Annotated in this window: 15 protein-coding genes and 1 tRNA gene; 9 read left to right on the forward strand and 7 right to left on the reverse strand. The window is 41.4% G+C overall.

Annotated features, from left to right (window positions below; all coding sequences use genetic code 11):
* Window positions 1-64: 64 nt before the first annotated feature.
* The 3 genes from FHT21_RS00550 (at window position 65) to FHT21_RS00560 (ending at window position 4758) form a co-directional block, all read left to right on the forward strand.
* On the forward strand, window positions 65-1654 hold the full coding sequence (locus FHT21_RS00550) for a DUF4955 domain-containing protein (RefSeq protein WP_167292864.1): 1590 nt from the start codon (window positions 65-67) through the stop codon (window positions 1652-1654).
* A 74-nt stretch (window positions 1655-1728) separates the two neighbouring features.
* Window positions 1729-3204: a sulfatase gene (locus tag FHT21_RS00555; RefSeq protein WP_208398846.1), complete on the forward strand. Its 1476-nt coding sequence runs from the start codon at window positions 1729-1731 to the stop codon at window positions 3202-3204.
* 30 nt (window positions 3205-3234) lie between these two features.
* A complete protein-coding gene (locus tag FHT21_RS00560; RefSeq protein WP_167292865.1) occupies window positions 3235-4758 on the forward strand; it encodes an alpha-L-fucosidase in 1524 nt (507 codons plus the stop codon).
* Window positions 4759-4826: 68 nt separating this feature from the next.
* Here the strand turns inward: FHT21_RS00560 and FHT21_RS00565 are convergent, their stop codons facing one another.
* The 5 genes from FHT21_RS00565 to FHT21_RS00585 form a co-directional block, all read right to left on the reverse strand.
* Window positions 4827-5630: an AraC family transcriptional regulator gene (locus FHT21_RS00565; protein ID WP_167292866.1), complete on the reverse strand. Its 804-nt coding sequence runs from the start codon at window positions 5628-5630 to the stop codon at window positions 4827-4829.
* Window positions 5631-5636: 6 nt separating this feature from the next.
* Window positions 5637-6284 carry an NAD-dependent epimerase/dehydratase family protein gene (locus FHT21_RS00570; protein WP_167292867.1) on the reverse strand — a complete coding sequence of 216 codons (648 nt, stop codon included), beginning with the start codon at window positions 6282-6284 and terminating at the stop codon, window positions 5637-5639.
* A gap of 4 nt (window positions 6285-6288) precedes the next feature.
* Window positions 6289-7332, reverse strand: a complete 1044-nt coding sequence (locus FHT21_RS00575) for an aldehyde reductase (protein WP_167292868.1) — start codon at window positions 7330-7332, stop codon at window positions 6289-6291.
* A 537-nt stretch (window positions 7333-7869) separates the two neighbouring features.
* Window positions 7870-8631, reverse strand: a complete 762-nt coding sequence (locus FHT21_RS00580) for a leucine-rich repeat domain-containing protein (protein WP_167292869.1) — start codon at window positions 8629-8631, stop codon at window positions 7870-7872.
* 12 nt (window positions 8632-8643) lie between these two features.
* Window positions 8644-9240, reverse strand: coding sequence for a prealbumin-like fold domain-containing protein (locus tag FHT21_RS00585; protein WP_167292870.1), 597 nt, complete (start codon window positions 9238-9240; stop codon window positions 8644-8646).
* A 231-nt stretch (window positions 9241-9471) separates the two neighbouring features.
* Here FHT21_RS00585 and FHT21_RS24900 point away from each other — a divergent pair, with 231 nt between their 5' ends.
* Complete coding sequence (locus FHT21_RS24900; protein WP_243853813.1) at window positions 9472-9618, forward strand: SDR family oxidoreductase; 147 nt, start codon at window positions 9472-9474, stop codon at window positions 9616-9618.
* A 27-nt stretch (window positions 9619-9645) separates the two neighbouring features.
* Here the strand turns inward: FHT21_RS24900 and FHT21_RS00595 are convergent, their stop codons facing one another.
* The gene (locus FHT21_RS00595) at window positions 9646-9993 is read right to left on the reverse strand and encodes a helix-turn-helix domain-containing protein (protein ID WP_167292871.1); all 348 of its coding nucleotides are present in this window, start codon (window positions 9991-9993) and stop codon (window positions 9646-9648) included.
* A gap of 96 nt (window positions 9994-10089) precedes the next feature.
* Between FHT21_RS00595 and FHT21_RS00600 the strand changes: the two genes are divergently transcribed.
* Together FHT21_RS00600 and FHT21_RS00605 are read left to right on the forward strand one after the other, a co-directional pair.
* Entirely contained in the window at window positions 10090-10476 is a 387-nt protein-coding gene (locus FHT21_RS00600; protein WP_167292872.1) for a DoxX family protein, read from the forward strand.
* Window positions 10473-10694, forward strand: coding sequence for a hypothetical protein (locus FHT21_RS00605; protein ID WP_208398847.1), 222 nt, complete (start codon window positions 10473-10475; stop codon window positions 10692-10694). Before FHT21_RS00600 ends, FHT21_RS00605 begins: the two co-directional genes overlap by 4 nt.
* A 1147-nt stretch (window positions 10695-11841) precedes the next feature.
* Here FHT21_RS00605 and FHT21_RS00610 read toward each other — a convergent pair.
* Window positions 11842-11918: transfer RNA gene (locus FHT21_RS00610), tRNA-Met, on the reverse strand.
* A 1102-nt stretch (window positions 11919-13020) separates the two neighbouring features.
* Here FHT21_RS00610 and FHT21_RS00615 point away from each other — a divergent pair.
* The 3 genes from FHT21_RS00615 (at window position 13021) to FHT21_RS00625 (ending at window position 16207) form a co-directional block, all read left to right on the forward strand.
* A complete protein-coding gene (locus FHT21_RS00615; protein WP_147226470.1) occupies window positions 13021-13401 on the forward strand; it encodes an START-like domain-containing protein in 381 nt (126 codons plus the stop codon).
* A 30-nt stretch (window positions 13402-13431) separates the two neighbouring features.
* Complete coding sequence (locus FHT21_RS00620; protein WP_167292873.1) at window positions 13432-14856, forward strand: LptF/LptG family permease; 1425 nt, start codon at window positions 13432-13434, stop codon at window positions 14854-14856.
* A 139-nt stretch (window positions 14857-14995) separates the two neighbouring features.
* Entirely contained in the window at window positions 14996-16207 is a 1212-nt protein-coding gene (locus FHT21_RS00625) for a bifunctional 3,4-dihydroxy-2-butanone-4-phosphate synthase/GTP cyclohydrolase II (protein ID WP_167292874.1), read from the forward strand.
* The last annotated feature ends 301 nt before the right edge of the window (window positions 16208-16508 follow it).

Here is a 16508-nt window from a genome sequence, read left to right on the forward strand (position 1 = left end):
CTGCAAATAAATGAAACCTGCCGGGCTTAAACGGCAGGTTTTAGTGCATCGTAATCATAAATGTATGGCTATAAAAAGAATTATTTTAGGTTTAATCACCATCAGCAGCTTATCGCTACAGGCGCAGGAAAGCGCGATATGGCAGGATTTTAAAACCGCAAAAAGTACAGGTGCTACACCTGTTTTGCCCGATTTCTCCTATGCCGGTTACCGCTACAGCGAAGAAGCCATACCCACGGTAAATTATAAAGTTTTCGATGTAACCAGCTTTGGGGCTGTTCCAAATGATAACCTGTCTGATAAAAAAGCATTTATCCGTGCCATTGCTGCGGCAGAGGCCAATGGCGAGGGGATTATTTATTTTCCCAAAGGACGATACGTTTTTAATACCGGCAACGACGACCAGGAGGTTATCCGCATCTCGGGATCAAAGATTGTGTTAAGGGGGGAAGGAAGAGGTAATGGCGGTACCGTTTTGTTTTTTGATAAAGATTTGCCACCTGCCAATCCTCTGGAAATGTGGTCGGTACCTATGGCGATAAACATTGGTGCAAAAGGTGCGAATAAAAAACTGGCTGATGTGACCGCTAACGCTCCGCGAGAAAGTCATATCATCGAAGTGAACGATGCCTCAAAAATTAAGGCTGGCGACTGGATTATCCTGGGGGTAATCAATAACAGTCCTGAACTGATTGACTATGATTTGAGGGGCATAAAACCCGATACCAGCTGGACTTCCCTGGTTAAAAAAGGGGTGCAGGTTAATGAACGCCACCAGGTGGCCAAAGTAAAAGGTAACAAACTTACGCTGGTAGAGCCTATTCACTATGACGTGCAGGCCAAACACCATTGGACTATTTTAAGCTTTGTCCATTTAAGCGAGGTCGGGGTCGAGAATATCGCATTCGAGGGCAATTGGCTAAAGAAATTTGTGCACCACCGCTCTGCACAGGACGATAGCGGCTGGAGTATCCTGAGTTTAAACAAATCGGTAAACTCCTGGGTGCGAAACTGCAGCTTCCGCAATGTAAATAACGGTTTAACCATCGGCGCATCGGCAGCCTGTACTGCTATTGATTTGGTTTTTGAGGGCAACATGGGGCATAACTCTGTGGATGCCGCCGGTGGTTCTACTGGTGTTCTGCTGGCCAATATTACCGATCTAACCGGAATGCACCATGCTGTAGGCGTAGGTGGCGGAAGTACTACAGCTACGGTAATCTGGCGTTCAAGCTACCCTGAAAATACCTGTTTCGAATCGCATTCCTCGCAACCCCGCTGTACCCTGCTCGATCAGGTAACCGGAGGCCTGTCTGACGGAAGGGCAGGAGGGGCCATTTTTAATATGCCCAACCATGGCCGTAATCTGGTGTTGTGGAACTACAAGCAGTTAGGCGCTGCCAGAAAGAATTTCGAGTTCTGGCCGGCCAAATCAATCTGGTGGAAAATAGTGCCACCCATTATTGTGGGATATCATGGTGCCGGGACTACCTTTAATAAAGACCAGGTACAGGTATTGGAGAGCCAGGGCAAAGCCGTACAACCCGAATCGTTATTCGAGGCACAATTGGAATTGAGATTAGGTAAATTACCCGAGTGGATAGCCGAAGAGAAAAAGAAAATTAAGGCACAGGATATTTTGGCCGAAAAATAAGATGCGCAATACAAAGGAATGAGCTATACCAGGCACGGCTGTCTATAATGAAAACTTATAAAAACCCAAGGCGAATGAGCAATAAAAAATATCACCCTTATATCCTGTTTTTTCTTTCCCTGTTTGCTGCGTTTCCGGTCATGGCACAAAAGGGCATGAAGGCTAAAACCACTCCAAATTTATTAATTATCATGGCCGATCAGTGGAGAGGGCAGGCCATGGGTTTCGAAGGCCGGGAGCCCGTAATGACCCCGTATTTGGATCAGTATGCCAAAGAGAGTTTGGTGCTGAGCCAGATGGTAAGTAATTACCCGGTTTGTTCGCCAGCCAGGGCCATGCTCATGACGGGGCAATATCCACTCAAAAACCATGTGTACAGCAATGTAAATTCCAGTTCGGCCCCTTTCGGCATCGAACTTAAAAAAGATGCCGTATGCTGGTCGGATGTATTGAAACAGAACGGTTATTCGAACGGTTACATCGGTAAATGGCATCTCGATTCGCCGTACCAACCTTACATCCCTACATCAAACAACACCGAGAAATTAGCCTGGAACGAATGGACTGCGCCCGACCGCAGGCACGGATTCGATTACTGGTATGCCTATGGTACCTACGATGAGCACAACAAGCCCATGTACTGGGACACCAACGATAAACGCGATGATTTTAAGTATGTAAACCAATGGGGGCCAGAGCATGAAGCCGATAAAGCATTGGCTTACTTTAAAAATGAAAAGGGAAAAATCCGTAAAAGCGGGGCCCCTTTCTCTTTGGTGGTTTCCATGAATCCGCCGCACTCTAATTACAAAACTGTTCCGCAGAAATATTATAACCTGTATAAAGATATCCCTTTAACCGATCTGGTAAAAGATCCCAATATACCGCCAGCGGGCACCCCATTTGGCGATCAGTACCGCAAGGATGTGCGTTATTATTATGCCAATATTACGGGCGTAGACGAACAGATTGGCCGCATTTTGCAGGGCTTAAAAGATCAGCAGCTGGCCCAAAATACCATTGTAGTCATCATGGCCGACCATGGCAACTGTTTAGGCAAACATGCAGAAGAATCGAAAAACAATATTTACGAAGAGTCGCTGAGGATTCCGTTTATCGTAAACTGGAAAGGCCATATTTTACCGCGTAAGGATGATACCTTTCTGGGGAGTGTGCCCGATATTTATCCAACGCTTTTAGAACTGATGGGGCTGAAAAACAAAACGCCTCAAAATGTAGATGGTAAAAGTTACGCGCAATACTACCTCAACGGCAAAGGCGAAAAACCTGCCGAACAATATATTTTAGGTGCCATTGGCAGCAACAATGTAAATATCAATACCGGTTTTAGGGGCATCCGCACAAAAGATTATAAGCTGGCTTTTGTGAAGAAAAAAGGAAAAGCAGCCTACGAACTTTACGATTTAAAAGCCGATCCTTTTGAACTGAATAACATTTACCGGGCCGATTTGCCTATTGTTAAAAAGCTGCAACCCGTTTTACTGCAGTGGCTCGAAAAAACAAAAGATGCCTTTGTGCCGGGCCAATAATGGTGTTTGTAATTAACGATTGAAGAAAAAATGAAGAAAAGAAGTTTAATATATGCATTAGTGGCTCACCTGCCCTTGTTATGTGGTCTTAACCGGGTTTTTGCACAAAATAAAGAAACCGATAAAGTAAAAATGGAGCACGCCCAGATTGGTATTGTAGAAGATACCAAATCGGGCTATAAACATACTATCCACCCGGGCGCACAGTGGTTTCCGCAGGCTGGTTTGGGTATGTTTATCCACTGGAGCATTGCTTCTATCAAACAAATAGACCTATCGTGGCCCATGATGGCCGGTACACAGATTGGCTGGCGTTCGCCAAAAATGGATTCGGCATCGGTAAAAAGGATTATGGATTCGGGCAATTATTTTGCCGGTAATGCCTGCGAAAAAACAAACAGCTGTATTACACCGGTTGAATACTGGGCATTGGCCAAAGACTTTAATCCCCAAAACTACGATCCCGAAAAGTGGATTAAAGCAGCAAAGGAAGCCGGTATGACTTATGCCGTGCTTACTGCCAGGCACCATGATGGTTTTGCCATGTGGCCAAGTGCCTATGGTAATTTCAGTACCAAAAATTATATGGGTGGCCGCGATCTGGTAAAAGATTATGTAGCAGCCTGTAGAAAATATGGCTTAAAGGTGGGGATCTATTATTCAGGCCCAGACTGGTACCAAAATGGCGATTTTCAGGATTTTATGTATTATGGTGTAGGTAGAAATTATCCTAATATCCCCGTTCTCGACCAAAATTTAAGGCCACGCACAACGGTAAAAACCGAAGCAGAAAAACAGCAACATTATCATGAAATGGCTGCCTACGTAAAAGGACAGGTTACCGAACTGCTCAGCAATTACGGCCAGATTGATATGATCTGGTTTGATGGCTCGGCTGATATTCCGCGCGGAAACAAAGCCTGGAGCGAATGCATTACTATGGCTGAGATCCATAAATTGCAGCCCGGTATTGTGGTAAGTCCCCGGTTTTATGGTTACGGCGATTATAAAACCTTTGAGTCGGATAAAGCACTGCCCACTACCAAACAAGATGGCTGGGCCGAACTTTGTACCACCATTACCGAGGGTGGCTGGGGTTATACCAGCAGGCCCATGAAACCCGTTTCGCTGGTATTAAACAACCTGATTAAATGCCGGGCCAACAATACCAATATGCTGTTAAATTACGGGCCAACCAAAGAAGGGGTGCTTACTCCCGCCATGTACAGCAGTCTGGCCGAAATTGCCGGCTGGATGAAGGTAAATGCTAGTGCCATAAAAGACGCACAGGCGCTCGACGCCAGCGAATCGGCATCGGTACCCGCTACCTCGGCAGCTAAACACCGCTACCTGTTTTTACTGGCACCTAAAAAAGGCGAAAAAGTAGTTGATGAACAGGTAACTTTTACCACAAAAGGCAGCATTAAAAATGTAAGCCTTGCCGGAAACAGAACTGCCCTTAAATATAGCTTTGAAAACGGACAGCTTAGCGTGCAGGTACCTGCCGCATTGAGAACAGCATTGCCCGATGTAATTGAGCTGGAAATGAAATAAGCATCAAACTGGCTAATTTTTAATAACGATCTAAACTAAAAAAGCGGTTGCCTCATACGGTAATCCCATTAGCGGCTTGTGTTCTTTGATTCGGTCAGTTTTGTTGGCGAATGTCCGAACAGCTTTTTAAATGCAAATGAAAAATGTGATAAGTCCTCAAAGCCTAAGTCAAGGTAAATCTCAGATGGCTTTTTGTTTTTTTTATCAATTAAATGGTAGGCTTCTTCCAACCTTTTTTGCACCAGCCAATGGCTTGGTGTCGCATTAAATATTTTTTCGAAATCCCGTTTAAAAGCGGATAAACTACGTCCGGTCAAATAGGCAAAGCGTTCTATCCTTACATTGAATTTGTAATTGCGGTTCATATATGCTTCAAGGTCTATTTTTTCAGGGGTGCTAAAATCAAATAAAATATTTGCCAGTTCCGGATTGTTTTTCAGCAATACTAAAAGCAATTCGCTGCGCTTTACGTTCAAAAATTGTTCGTCAATTGTTCCGTGTTCATTGAAATAAGGTGTAAGCGATTGGATGAAATTTTTGACTAATGCATTTTTTTTTAACGGTATAATACCACCAGGTGTCTTTTTATCTTCTACCTTAAATTTATAAGTTTCTTGAAATTCTTTCAAAAAATCCTGTTCAAACAAAATGTAGATTTTTTTAAACGCTCCGTTATCAGGCTGTTTAGTGTATTTTGCTAAATGATTTCGCCTTGCCAAGCCATAATCCCCACCCTTTATTTTATATTCTTTACTTCCGTCATAAGCAAGCATGGTGCCTGCAATGAGGTACATAAAACAATGATCGGGAACAAACTGTTCCGTTGATAGTGAGGGGCTTACATAGCAGGCGGATATAGCAGTTTCTTTCATTTTAAATCAATTTTTTGCCAATTGTATGATATCATCCACTTCAAGAATTTGCTTTGGGTATCCTTTTAATACAGCATTAATCATCGCCTGCCCAACTTGTTTAAGTTTTAAAGTTTTTGCAGGGAAAAATGGCGCTATTAAGGGGCCCAATATTTTATAAATCGTCTTTACATTTTTTTGTCCTTTGCTTCCCGTCATTATCGCAGGTCGGAAATTATATTGACCTTTAAAAGGTATTTTCATTAGCGCATTTTCGGTTCGTCCTTTTACCCTTGCCCACATTACTTTTCCTTTTTCCGTACTGTCAGTGCGGTTTCCCGATACATAAATAAAGACCATTGCCGGATTAATTTGAAATAATGATGTGGCAAATGGGACTACAAAGTCGTAGGTCTTTTTGGTAAAACTCTCTTCGTTTTCACCAACTGAACTTACGCCTGCACAAAAAAAACAGCCATCATAATTTTTTAATAGTTTTGAATGATTGCTGATTTCCGAAAAATCTTTTACAATTAGCTCATTTAGTTTTGGATGGATTAAATCATAGGATTTTCTGCCTATAATCAGCACTTCTGTTACTGCTGGATTATCTAAACATTCAAACAAAACGCCCTCACCCACCATTCCAGTTGCACCTGTTATGATTGTTTTCATTTCTTTATTTTTTGATTAGCCCTAATTTCAACAAACTTTCAGCCGTTGCCACTATCGCCTCTTCATTTGTGCGGGGAGACCAATTTAGTAATTTTTTTGCCTTGTCGCCGCTGGCTTGCATATATTGACCCAATAAAGCGACCAGCATTTTTAAATCGGGCTTGCGCCATGCGGCAATGCGTAATACAAAATTTGGAATTTCTTTGGTTGGAACTTTTGTTGCATCATCACCCAATCTTCGTTTAAGTATTTTTGCGACATCTAACATTGATAGGGCATCGCCAGATGTTGCCAAGAATCTTTCGCCGTTTGCTTTTGGATGTGCCATTGCCAGCAAGTGTAAATCGGCAACATCACGGACATCAACATAACAAGAAGTAATTTTTGGACAAGCCTTAATTTCGCCTTCCAGCATCTGTCTTATGGATTGATTGGAATGTGAATAATCCGTTCCTAAAACCGGCCCCATAACACCAACCGGGTTTATAACAGAAAGTTCAAGATTGCCTCCTTCATTTTTTATAAATTCCCAGGCAGCTTTCTCTGCAATGGTTTTAGATTTTTGGTAAGGAGGGATGTTACTGTTTATGTTTGTCCAATCGTTTTCAGTGTATGGCGTAGTGCGGTTTGTATGTCCCATTCCAATTGCACCGAAAGCAGAAGTCAGCACAACTCGTTTTACATTGGCATCTCTCGAGGCGCTCAAAACCCTTAGTACACCATCCTTTGCAGGGATGATTAATTCATCTTCGTGCTTAAATTTAATTGCAGGTGTAGGCGATGCAACGTGTAATACATATTCACAACCTTTAACTGCCTTGTTCCAATTTTTATCGTCAGAAAGATTTGCTTCAATAAATGAAAGATTGTCAAAAGAACTGATGCCACCAACTTTCAACATGTCTTTTACTTCATTCTGTCTGCTTAGCGAACGAAGTGTTGTTCTGACAGTATAGCCTTGTTGCAGTAATTTTAAAATGCAGTGAACTGCTATAAATCCAGAACCGCCCGTTACTAAAACTGTTTTGTCTTTGTTTGAATTTGTCATTTTTTTTAAATTTTGTACTGCAAAGTTCTATCTAAAAAGAATAACTCATTTTGTTGTAAAGTCCAAAGTTGTTGTGTTGAGCAGTCCAGGTGTTGAATGATTCGGTTTTTCTGCAATGAAAGATTCTGCCGGGAAGCAGCTTGAAGACCATACATTGTTTAAGTGGTGACTATTCCAAAAGTGGCCACTTGTTTTTTAGCACAGCAGAAAATACTTTTAATGCGATAGAAAACCCACTTAATGCACCCTTTAAACAAAAAAAAGCCCATCTTTCGATGAGCTTTTGATCCTGTTTGGGGATTTCGCTAAAAGTGGTTGTTCCCCGCTTTTGGTGGTTAGTTGATAATAGCTATGAGGATCAATATTTGGTGGCGTAAATTACCTCTGAAATCTAATCACATTAATGTAAGACAAAAAGCCACTTCACATGGGCTTTACTATATATTGTTGTCTCTGCCTATACTCCATAAACCAGCTCCGGAACTTCCGCGTATAGCAGGTCCATGCTTTGTACCTTGGTTAACCTATCTACTTAACCTACCATATTAGATCGATCAGGTTCTCAGCTCCGCTTAAATTTAATGTTGTAACATTACAATACAGGCAGGAAAAAGACTCCAGTTTTTTTAAGCCATGGATATTTACAGATGAAAGCAAATTGTTGTCTGCAGAAAAAATTTGTAGCGCAGGAAATCCAGTAAGATCTAAATTCCCTGCTATTTTGTTTTTCCGGATGAACAGTGATTGCAGTTTGGGGCAACCACTAATCTTAAAATCGGTAATACTATTGTCAGAAACGTTTAGTGTCTTCAGCTCAGGATAATTGCTTACCTCTATCCTGGTAAATTGGTTGTAATTCAAGCTAAGCTCTGTCAGTTTTTTAAACTTCGTTATATCTATGTCCTTAAGCCTATTACCTGTCAGCGATAAGTGCTCAAGATTCAGGCAGCCTGTTATATTCAATATTTCTATTTCACTGCCCACAAGGTACAGGCGCTTAAGGCTGGTCATCCCTTGCAGATCCACCTGCCTGATTTTGTTTTTGTAAGTGCCGAATTCCTCAAGGTTCCTAAAGCTTTTTATGCCTTCCATAGATGAAAAACCAGTCTCTTCCAGGTATAATTTGGTAACCTTCTCCGCTTCGGCTGCCTGTATCTCCCCATCATTGTTGGTATCCACTTTCTTTTTAATGAGAGCCTGTTTGAAACTCGGGTCAGGGAAATTTACGATTTGAGCGCTGGCCGAGGATAGGCTTAGCGAAAATAAGATACAGCCAAACAGTATTTTAATGGACATCATAATTAGTGTTTTTTAAAGCTTAACATTTACAACCTGTCCCTCTGATGTAATTTCAACAAAGTTTTTCACCAGGTCATTTGTCTCATAGAACAACTTAAAGTCCTCATATATAGGTCGGGAATAAGAAGTGACCGCCTGCCCATATATATTATAACCAACAGAAGTCGAAGTACCTACCTGATTCCACATTTCTTTCATCTTACCTTGACGTACCATTGTTTGCAAGTAGTACCTTCCAGGTTTTAAATTCCGGAACTCGAACCTACCATCCTTATCCGAGGCTTTGGTCAGTATGCGGTAGGAGTAAGCATCGGGTGACATCATTGCAAATGTTTTGCCTTTTTTGTTCTTCTTTTGCAGCTCATACCATTCATCAAAATAGGGTGTGCAGGGGAAAAGTATTACGACAATACCCAAATAGGTATTGTCCGGGTTCTTTTTCTTCTTAGTGACCACGCCATGTAACATAGCTGTTCCTGCATTTAGCATAGCATCTGCTTGATCCCTATTGAACGGCGAGGAAGGGAAAACAGGGACTGGTTCTTCCTGGGCCATTACAATTACACAATAAAAATTTAACAGTGTAAATAAAATACCTATTCGCTTCATAGCTATAATTTTAGATAGGTAAATTTAACTAATCCGAGATAAAAAGAAAATACCGGAAAACTAGAATTTTTCAGGCATCAATGGTTTTTTTACGATTTGGGAGGTGGCTTCGAAAGGTGTCAGGGTGTTAACGGTATCTCCGGGTTGGATCATGACTGATGGTGCCAAGAGAATGATGGAGCGAATATCGCAAAGCTCAGCAATTCAATTGAACAGGCTACCCAAGGTGTGATGGATGCTTTGGGCGGGATTCCGTATGGCAGACCCGCCGAGCCGGAAGAGGTAGCGGAACTGGTAAGCTTCCTTGTTTCTCCAAGGGCGGGTTATCTAACGGGTACAGCATTCGTAATCGACGGCGGCACCATCCCAACCATTTAGTACACCATTCCCGTAACCAGTTCGTGATTATTTTATACCTTGGATGATGTTATTCCTGTGCTGGAATCCCCATTTTTCCATTGCTGTCAATACATCATCCAGGGTTTCGCTGTAAGGCGTGAGTTCGTACTGGACAGTAACGGGTTTAGTGTCGCATACCTTTCGGCTTACCAGTCCGTTCATTTCCATTTCCTGCAATTCCTTGGACAGGATGCGAGGGGATATGGCCGCTTCCCTGGATAACTCATTGAATCCTTTTTTGCCGCTCTGAAGCACTGAAATCAAGACTAATTTCCATTTTCCGCCCACTATGTCCAGCGTATCACGTATTGCCATTTTGGCTTTTGCACAACTTTCGATTGTATGTTTTGCCATATACTATTCTTTTTGTAAGTACTATCCTTTTTGTAACAGATAACAAATGTATAGTATTTGTTCGGAAATTTGTGGCTTAATCAACAGTTGATAGTCATGTCACAGAAAACAATCAAAGTTACAGGATGGATTTTGACGGCCATCTTAGGCCTGCTCCTCACGATGAGTGCCATAATGAAAATTACGCTGAATGATACTGCCCTGGCCCAGGCCGCTGCGTTCGGCATCAATACGGCGACTTATCAGTTCATAGGTGTGATCGAAATCCTTTCGCTACTGCTTTTCATCATTCCAAGAACAGGGATGCCGGGAGCAATGCACTTAGTGGCCTATCTGGGCGGAGCCATTGTAACCCACCTGCAGCACCAGCAACCCATAGCAATGGTAGTTTCTGTCCAGGCTTTACTTTGGGCCACGGCTATCGTGCGTTTTCCTGAACTGGGACAAAGAATTTTTCCGGCAAAAAATATTGAACAATTATGAGAAACAGAAGCATATCCATAATTACTGAGAACCACTGGCACAACGGATTTTTGGGCACTGGACACAAAGCGATGGCTGTCCTCGATGGTGTAAGCTATAAAGATAGCGATCCTTTTATCCTGTTTATGGATGACGTATTGGACCTGCCTGGTGGAAAGCCAGTTGGTGGAGCACATCCCCCTCTATCCGTAGAGTTCCGCAGGAGTTCTACGGATTAGCCAATAAAAAAGAGTCTCTGACTCGGCTTAGATAAAATGAAATAGCTCTAAACAAAAAAAAGCCTATCTTTCGATGAGCTTTTGATCAGTAGCCGTCACTGGACAGATTTCGAATTTTTTCTTGCCTGATTTGCAGGAATTGGCGAAAGTTGCGAACTACTTCAAAACTTAAAGGATCGTTACTAGACAATTTCCGAACTAGAATTATTTGAGAATGTGGGTATTTCGGCAAAAGTGTACGCGCGTTCCGCGTTTAAGCTGACACCCTGTTTCGCTGCAAAGTGACAGTCTATTCCGGACCAAACTGTACGCGCTGATCGAAGGATCAGACTTTTCTCTGGAAGTAATTCCTTTTAATTTTTTAAGTTCAGGCCAGAATGAGGCCTCAGGTGATTAAATCATGCCTGATATGATGTTCGGTATATGGGATAGGTTTTGAGCGTCCTAGGGCGTCTTTTTGAAGATATTCAGCCGTATTTTACTGGTGTGATGCTTTGCCGACCTAATGAAAAGGATCTGATATCGTGCTGAACTCGGTTAATATGGGAGCTTGACGGAGGAGAGAAATTTGAGCTTGGTGATCCTATGCGTTCAGAGGGAAAGTAACAATTTAGGCAATTGCCCGGCAGTCAAATTCGCGTACAGTTTGGCCCGAAACGGACTGACCAGTTTCGTTGAAATACGCAACAGGTTTATCACGCTTTTTCGAGTGAAGATAATAATGAATTATCAAATGTAAAAAAACAGTTGGAGGAGTTTAATAGTAGAATTTCTAAGGCTAGGGACAAGATGCTCAATGATGTAATTCTTGATTTTGAGTACAGGAAAATAAAATCAGACTGTGAAAGAAATATCCTTATTCTTGAAAATAGACTCATCGATTTATCCAGGGGAAAAGAGAATATTGGTGAATTGATCGGAAAAGCGACTGGGTTGCTTAAAAACCTTCATGAAACATATATAGAGGCAGATTCCGAAGGAAAAAGGCGATTAATTAGTTCGATCTACCCCCAAAAACTCACTTTTGACGGAACACAACATCGAACTGTTCGAATGAATGAGGCTGTACGCGTTCTAGGTACTTTAAAGGCCGTTTTTGAGGGTAAAAAAAAGGGGCAAACCAAACAAAAATTTGATTTGCCCACTATGGTAGCGGGGAGCAGGATCGAACTGCCGACCTCAGGGTTATGAATCCTGCGCTCTAACCATCTGAGCTACCCCGCCGGGTAATATTTACTAAACAACGTAAATATCGATGTGGTTATTTTTAAGAGCTGCAAATATAGAATAAATATACATTCTATTAAAAAGAAATTTGAAAAATACTTTAAAGCCTTACTGCTCAGTAAATTTGATTGTTTTTAGGAGGTTGTAATGGTCATTTCAGGCCTTAAGGGAAGCCTGTTTTTAAAAATTAACAACACAAAAAAGCGCAGCATTTCGGCAGATACCCGCAAAATTAACCACAATCCTGGTCTCAAAATACCATCAAGTGCATGCTTACGGTAGGTGTGAGGGATATTTCAGCTAACCATTTGTGCTGAAATTAATGGTTTCAAAAAGATTGATTACCCCTTGTTGGTACCAAGTTATCCCCAAGGTAACCTTAGCTATAGCTAATATTCGCCAATCCTTTACCCTTTAGGTAATAAATTAGGTAACGCCAGGGTAAAGAAAAGGTAACCGTGGGGTAACCCTGGGGTTAACTTGGTGTACAGAAAGGGTAAATAAAAGGTAAACAAAGGGTAAAGAATAGGTAGAGAAAGGTAAACAATGGGGTAGAGAAAGGTAAACAACATTTTGCCTCTGTCTTGTCCGTATATAGCTATACAGTTTGCTGAATTAATTTTGAATGGGCTATACAGTCTGTCCGATACTGAAAGTAGTTGACAGATTTCAACAATTAACCAATAAAACAGTCTTGAGTTGGTAGCCTTAAGTCGATTAAGGGGGAAGGAAGCGTTTGGTGTTATGCGTTTGGCGTGAATCATCTGGCCCCGAATACCGCATGGTTTGTTACCCTGAATGTAATGAAGATCTGTATGGCAAGAATTTTTGTAAAATTGCTTCAGCTGATGAAGGATCGGTTTCGCAATAACGCAAAAGGAGCAGGTTGGAGTTGGGAGGTGCTAGTCCGAAGTCGGTTCGTCAATTTAAACAATCAACCGATTAAGCCCGATAACCACTAAACCAATGGCAAATGAACCCATGAACTAACCCTTGGAACCAATAAAAATTATATTGTTGCAGATATAGAATAAATTACCTTTCTTTAGAAAAATAATATTAAAAAATAGTCCGGAAATTATCCTGGTAGTGTACTAACATGGCAGAAAAGAAAAAATTTACACTAGAGTACGAAGTTAGATCGTCACCAAGAATATTGTATAGTTTTATAAGTGAACCAAACGGCTTATCGCAATGGTTTGCGGACGATGTGAATTTCCGCGATCAGGTATATACTTTTACCTGGGACGATGAGCAGCAAAAAGCAAAACTTGTTTCCGTTAAAGAAAATAAGCTGGTTAAATTTAAGTGGCTGGATGATGAGCCTCAATGTTATTTTGAGATGGAAATTGTGCAGGACGAACTAACCAATGATGTTGCCCTCTCGATTACTGATTTTACGACTGATGAGCTTCTGGCAGAGAAAAAATTAATCTGGGATAACCAGATCGATTATCTGATTAGCGTATTGGGTGCATAATATTATCTTCGTATTGTTTACCTTTGTAGGGTGAAAAAAATACATCTTCTATTAATAAAAGCATTTGTGAAGCCATTCATAGCAACATTTTTTGTTATGATGTTTATTCTGTTAATGTTTTTTCTATTTAAATGGATTGATGATTTAATTGGAAAAGGTTTCGAATGGTACACCATCCTGGAGCTGATGTATTACGCCTCGGCGGCCAACGTGTCGATGGCGCTGCCACTATCGGTATTGCTTTCTTCCATCATGACTTTTGGTACACTGGGCGAAAATTATGAGCTCGTGGCCATTAAATCGGCGGGTATTTCTTTGCAGAAAGCCATGCGCCCCTTATTTGTGGTGATTTTGATGCTCACCATAGCATCCTTCTTTTTTGCCAACTACATGCTACCCAAAGCCAATCTCAAATTTGGCTCGCTGCTGTACGATGTCAGGAACAAAAAACTTTCATTTTTAATTAAGCCGGGGGTTTTTAATAATGCTATTCCAGGTTATGCTATTCGTGTCGATTCTAAAGAAGAAGACGGTACGCTGCATAATATCATGATTTACGATCACCGCGAAAATAATGGTATTCCGAAAGTAATCCTGGCCAGAGAGGGGAAAATGAATAAAACTGCCGATGGTAAGTTTTTGGTGCTTTACCTTAAAAATGGTGTACAGTATGAAGAGCAGGCTTCGAAAAACGGCATGTACAACCCAAGACAGATTTTTACGCGGAACCGTTTTAAAGAAACTTCCCCGCGTTTCGATATGTCGTCTTTTAATGGCAATACTACCGATCCGAATGCTTTCGGAAACAGTACACCCATGTTAAACCTGAAAGGGATTGTTAAAAAGCGCGACTCGCTGACAAAACAATTGGATACGATGAAAATGCGCACCATTGCCAACCTCACCAGTAACTTTAAGCAGTTTAATGTAACCAAAGGTTATACCAAGGTAAAAGCCGTTCCGAAAAAGATTGATGATGTAATACTGAAGAGTATCCCGAACGGATCGCGGAAACTGGCCCTCGATAATGCAAACAATACGGTGGCGAATATTATGCAGCACGTACCCAACTGGGGCCCGCGCCAAACCGATTTAACCGGCGAAATTATATTTACCACAGTAGAGTACCAGCGTAAATTTACCCTGGCTGCATCTTGTATCCTGTTGTTTTTTATTGGTGCACCATTGGGTGCCATTATCAGAAAAGGGGGGATGGGGTTGCCCGTGGTGGTGGCTATTTGTTTCTTCCTGGTGTACCACATTATTACCACAGTAGCCGAAAAATCGGCACGCGAAGGTAATTTAAACCCGATATTCGGGATGTGGATTGCCGTAATTGTTTTATCGCCGCTGGCAGCCTTTTTAACCTATAAAGCTACAGTAGATTCGGCCTTGTTTGATGTAAATTATTACAAGCAGCTGTTCCTTCAACTGTTTAAAAAGAAGGAAAAATAAGGGCTTTTTCCTTTACTTACAGATGATATTTTAATCCAAATATTGCTCAATAAGGTTGTACATTTGTACGGGTTATTGTTTGTGGTATAAATTGGTTTTAATACGCCTTACACACCATTTGCCCCATAATGTTTATAAAATGCAAACAAAATTAAACACAATAGAAGAGGCCATCGCAGATATAAAAGCTGGTAAAGTGATTATTGTTGTAGATGATGAGAATAGAGAGAACGAAGGTGATTTTTTAACGGCAGCCGAAAATGCAACGCCAGAGATCATCAATTTTATGGCAACCTACGGCCGCGGTTTAATCTGTGCGCCCTTAACAGAAGAACGCTGCAAAGAATTAAACCTGAACCTGATGGTGGGTAAAAATACGGCAGCTTACGAAACTAATTTTACGGTTTCAGTAGACCTGGTTGGACATGGTTGTACCACCGGGATCTCAGCAAGCGACCGCTCTAAAACCATGCTGGCTTTGGTTAATCCTAAAACCAACCCTGAAGAATTGGGCCGGCCAGGGCATATTTTTCCTTTAATTGCTAAAGATGGCGGCGTAATCCGTCGCGCTGGTCATACAGAAGCTGCGGTAGATTTAGCGCGTTTAGCCGGTATGAAACCTGCAGGTTTATTGGTAGAGATTTTAAAAGAAGATGGCGAAATGGCCAGACTTCCTGATTTATTTAAAATTGCGGAACAGCACCAGTTAAAAATTATATCAATCGAAGATTTAATTGCTTACCGTTTAACCATAGATAGTTTGATTAAACAAGAGGTTAGCATCGATTTACCTACCGCTTGGGGCGATTTTAAAATGACAGCTTATACGCAGTTAGATAATAATGCTACACATTTAGCCATTTCTAAAGGCGAATGGAATGCCAACGAACCTATTTTAGTACGTGTACACAGCTCATGTGTAACTGGCGATATCTTCGGGTCGTGCCGCTGCGATTGTGGTCCGCAGTTGCACAAAGCATTAGAAATGATCGAAAAAGAAGGTAAAGGTATAGTGGTATACATGAACCAGGAGGGTAGAGGTATCGGGCTGATTAATAAATTACGTTCGTATAATTTACAGGATGCTGGTTTTGATACTGTAGAAGCGAATATTAAGTTAGGTTTTAAAGGCGATGAACGCGATTATGGTGTGGGGGCGCAGATCCTGCGATCGGAAGGGGTGACTAAAATGCGTTTAATGAGTAATAACCCTACCAAAAGAGCAGGTTTAATTGGTTACGGCTTAGAAGTGGTAGAAAATATTCCGATCGAAATTGCAAGTAACGTACATAACGAACGTTATTTAACCACTAAAAGAGATAAAATGGGCCATTCGATTATGAAAGGATAATTCAGTTGGCAGTTAACCGTCTGCAGTTGACAGTTTGGATTGTATGAACTGAAAATTGCTAATTGAAAACTTATACAAAACCAACAGTTGAACAGGTGTTCGATTGTTGGTTTTTTTGTTTTTTATTGGTCAGAGTCTCGCTGACCCAAAAGATAATTATTCTATTTCATCTTGTTCACACTGATTAAGTTTCGGTCGGTGGGACACCAACCGATAGGTAAATTAAAGACTACAATGCAATAGGCATTAAGATTAGCTTCGCTGAGCACTGCGTGGTTCCCGCCTGCGCGGGAATAACGAC

The sequence above is a fragment of the Pedobacter sp. SG908 genome, from assembly GCF_011759615.1.
Lineage (GTDB): Bacteria > Bacteroidota > Bacteroidia > Sphingobacteriales > Sphingobacteriaceae > Pedobacter > Pedobacter riviphilus.

Excerpts from the sequence above, each read along its gene's own strand:
- FHT21_RS00600 (WP_167292872.1), top strand. The coding sequence starts at position 10,090 with ATGTCACAGAAAACAATCAAAGTTACAGGATGGATTTTGACGGCCATC.
- FHT21_RS00550 (WP_167292864.1), top strand. The coding sequence starts at position 65 with ATGGCTATAAAAAGAATTATTTTAGGTTTAATCACCATCAGCAGCTTA.
- FHT21_RS00595 (WP_167292871.1), bottom strand. The coding sequence starts at position 9,993 with ATGGCAAAACATACAATCGAAAGTTGTGCAAAAGCCAAAATGGCAATA.
- FHT21_RS00575 (WP_167292868.1), bottom strand. The coding sequence starts at position 7,332 with ATGACAAATTCAAACAAAGACAAAACAGTTTTAGTAACGGGCGGTTCT.
- FHT21_RS00605 (WP_208398847.1), top strand. The coding sequence starts at position 10,473 with ATGAGAAACAGAAGCATATCCATAATTACTGAGAACCACTGGCACAAC.
- FHT21_RS00555 (WP_208398846.1), top strand. The coding sequence starts at position 1,729 with ATGAGCAATAAAAAATATCACCCTTATATCCTGTTTTTTCTTTCCCTG.
- FHT21_RS00625 (WP_167292874.1), top strand. The coding sequence starts at position 14,996 with ATGCAAACAAAATTAAACACAATAGAAGAGGCCATCGCAGATATAAAA.
- FHT21_RS00565 (WP_167292866.1), bottom strand. The coding sequence starts at position 5,630 with ATGAAAGAAACTGCTATATCCGCCTGCTATGTAAGCCCCTCACTATCA.
- FHT21_RS00585 (WP_167292870.1), bottom strand. The coding sequence starts at position 9,240 with ATGAAGCGAATAGGTATTTTATTTACACTGTTAAATTTTTATTGTGTA.
- FHT21_RS24900 (WP_243853813.1), top strand. The coding sequence starts at position 9,472 with ATGGATGCTTTGGGCGGGATTCCGTATGGCAGACCCGCCGAGCCGGAA.
- FHT21_RS00570 (WP_167292867.1), bottom strand. The coding sequence starts at position 6,284 with ATGAAAACAATCATAACAGGTGCAACTGGAATGGTGGGTGAGGGCGTT.
- FHT21_RS00580 (WP_167292869.1), bottom strand. The coding sequence starts at position 8,631 with ATGATGTCCATTAAAATACTGTTTGGCTGTATCTTATTTTCGCTAAGC.
- FHT21_RS00615 (WP_147226470.1), top strand. The coding sequence starts at position 13,021 with ATGGCAGAAAAGAAAAAATTTACACTAGAGTACGAAGTTAGATCGTCA.
- FHT21_RS00560 (WP_167292865.1), top strand. The coding sequence starts at position 3,235 with ATGAAGAAAAGAAGTTTAATATATGCATTAGTGGCTCACCTGCCCTTG.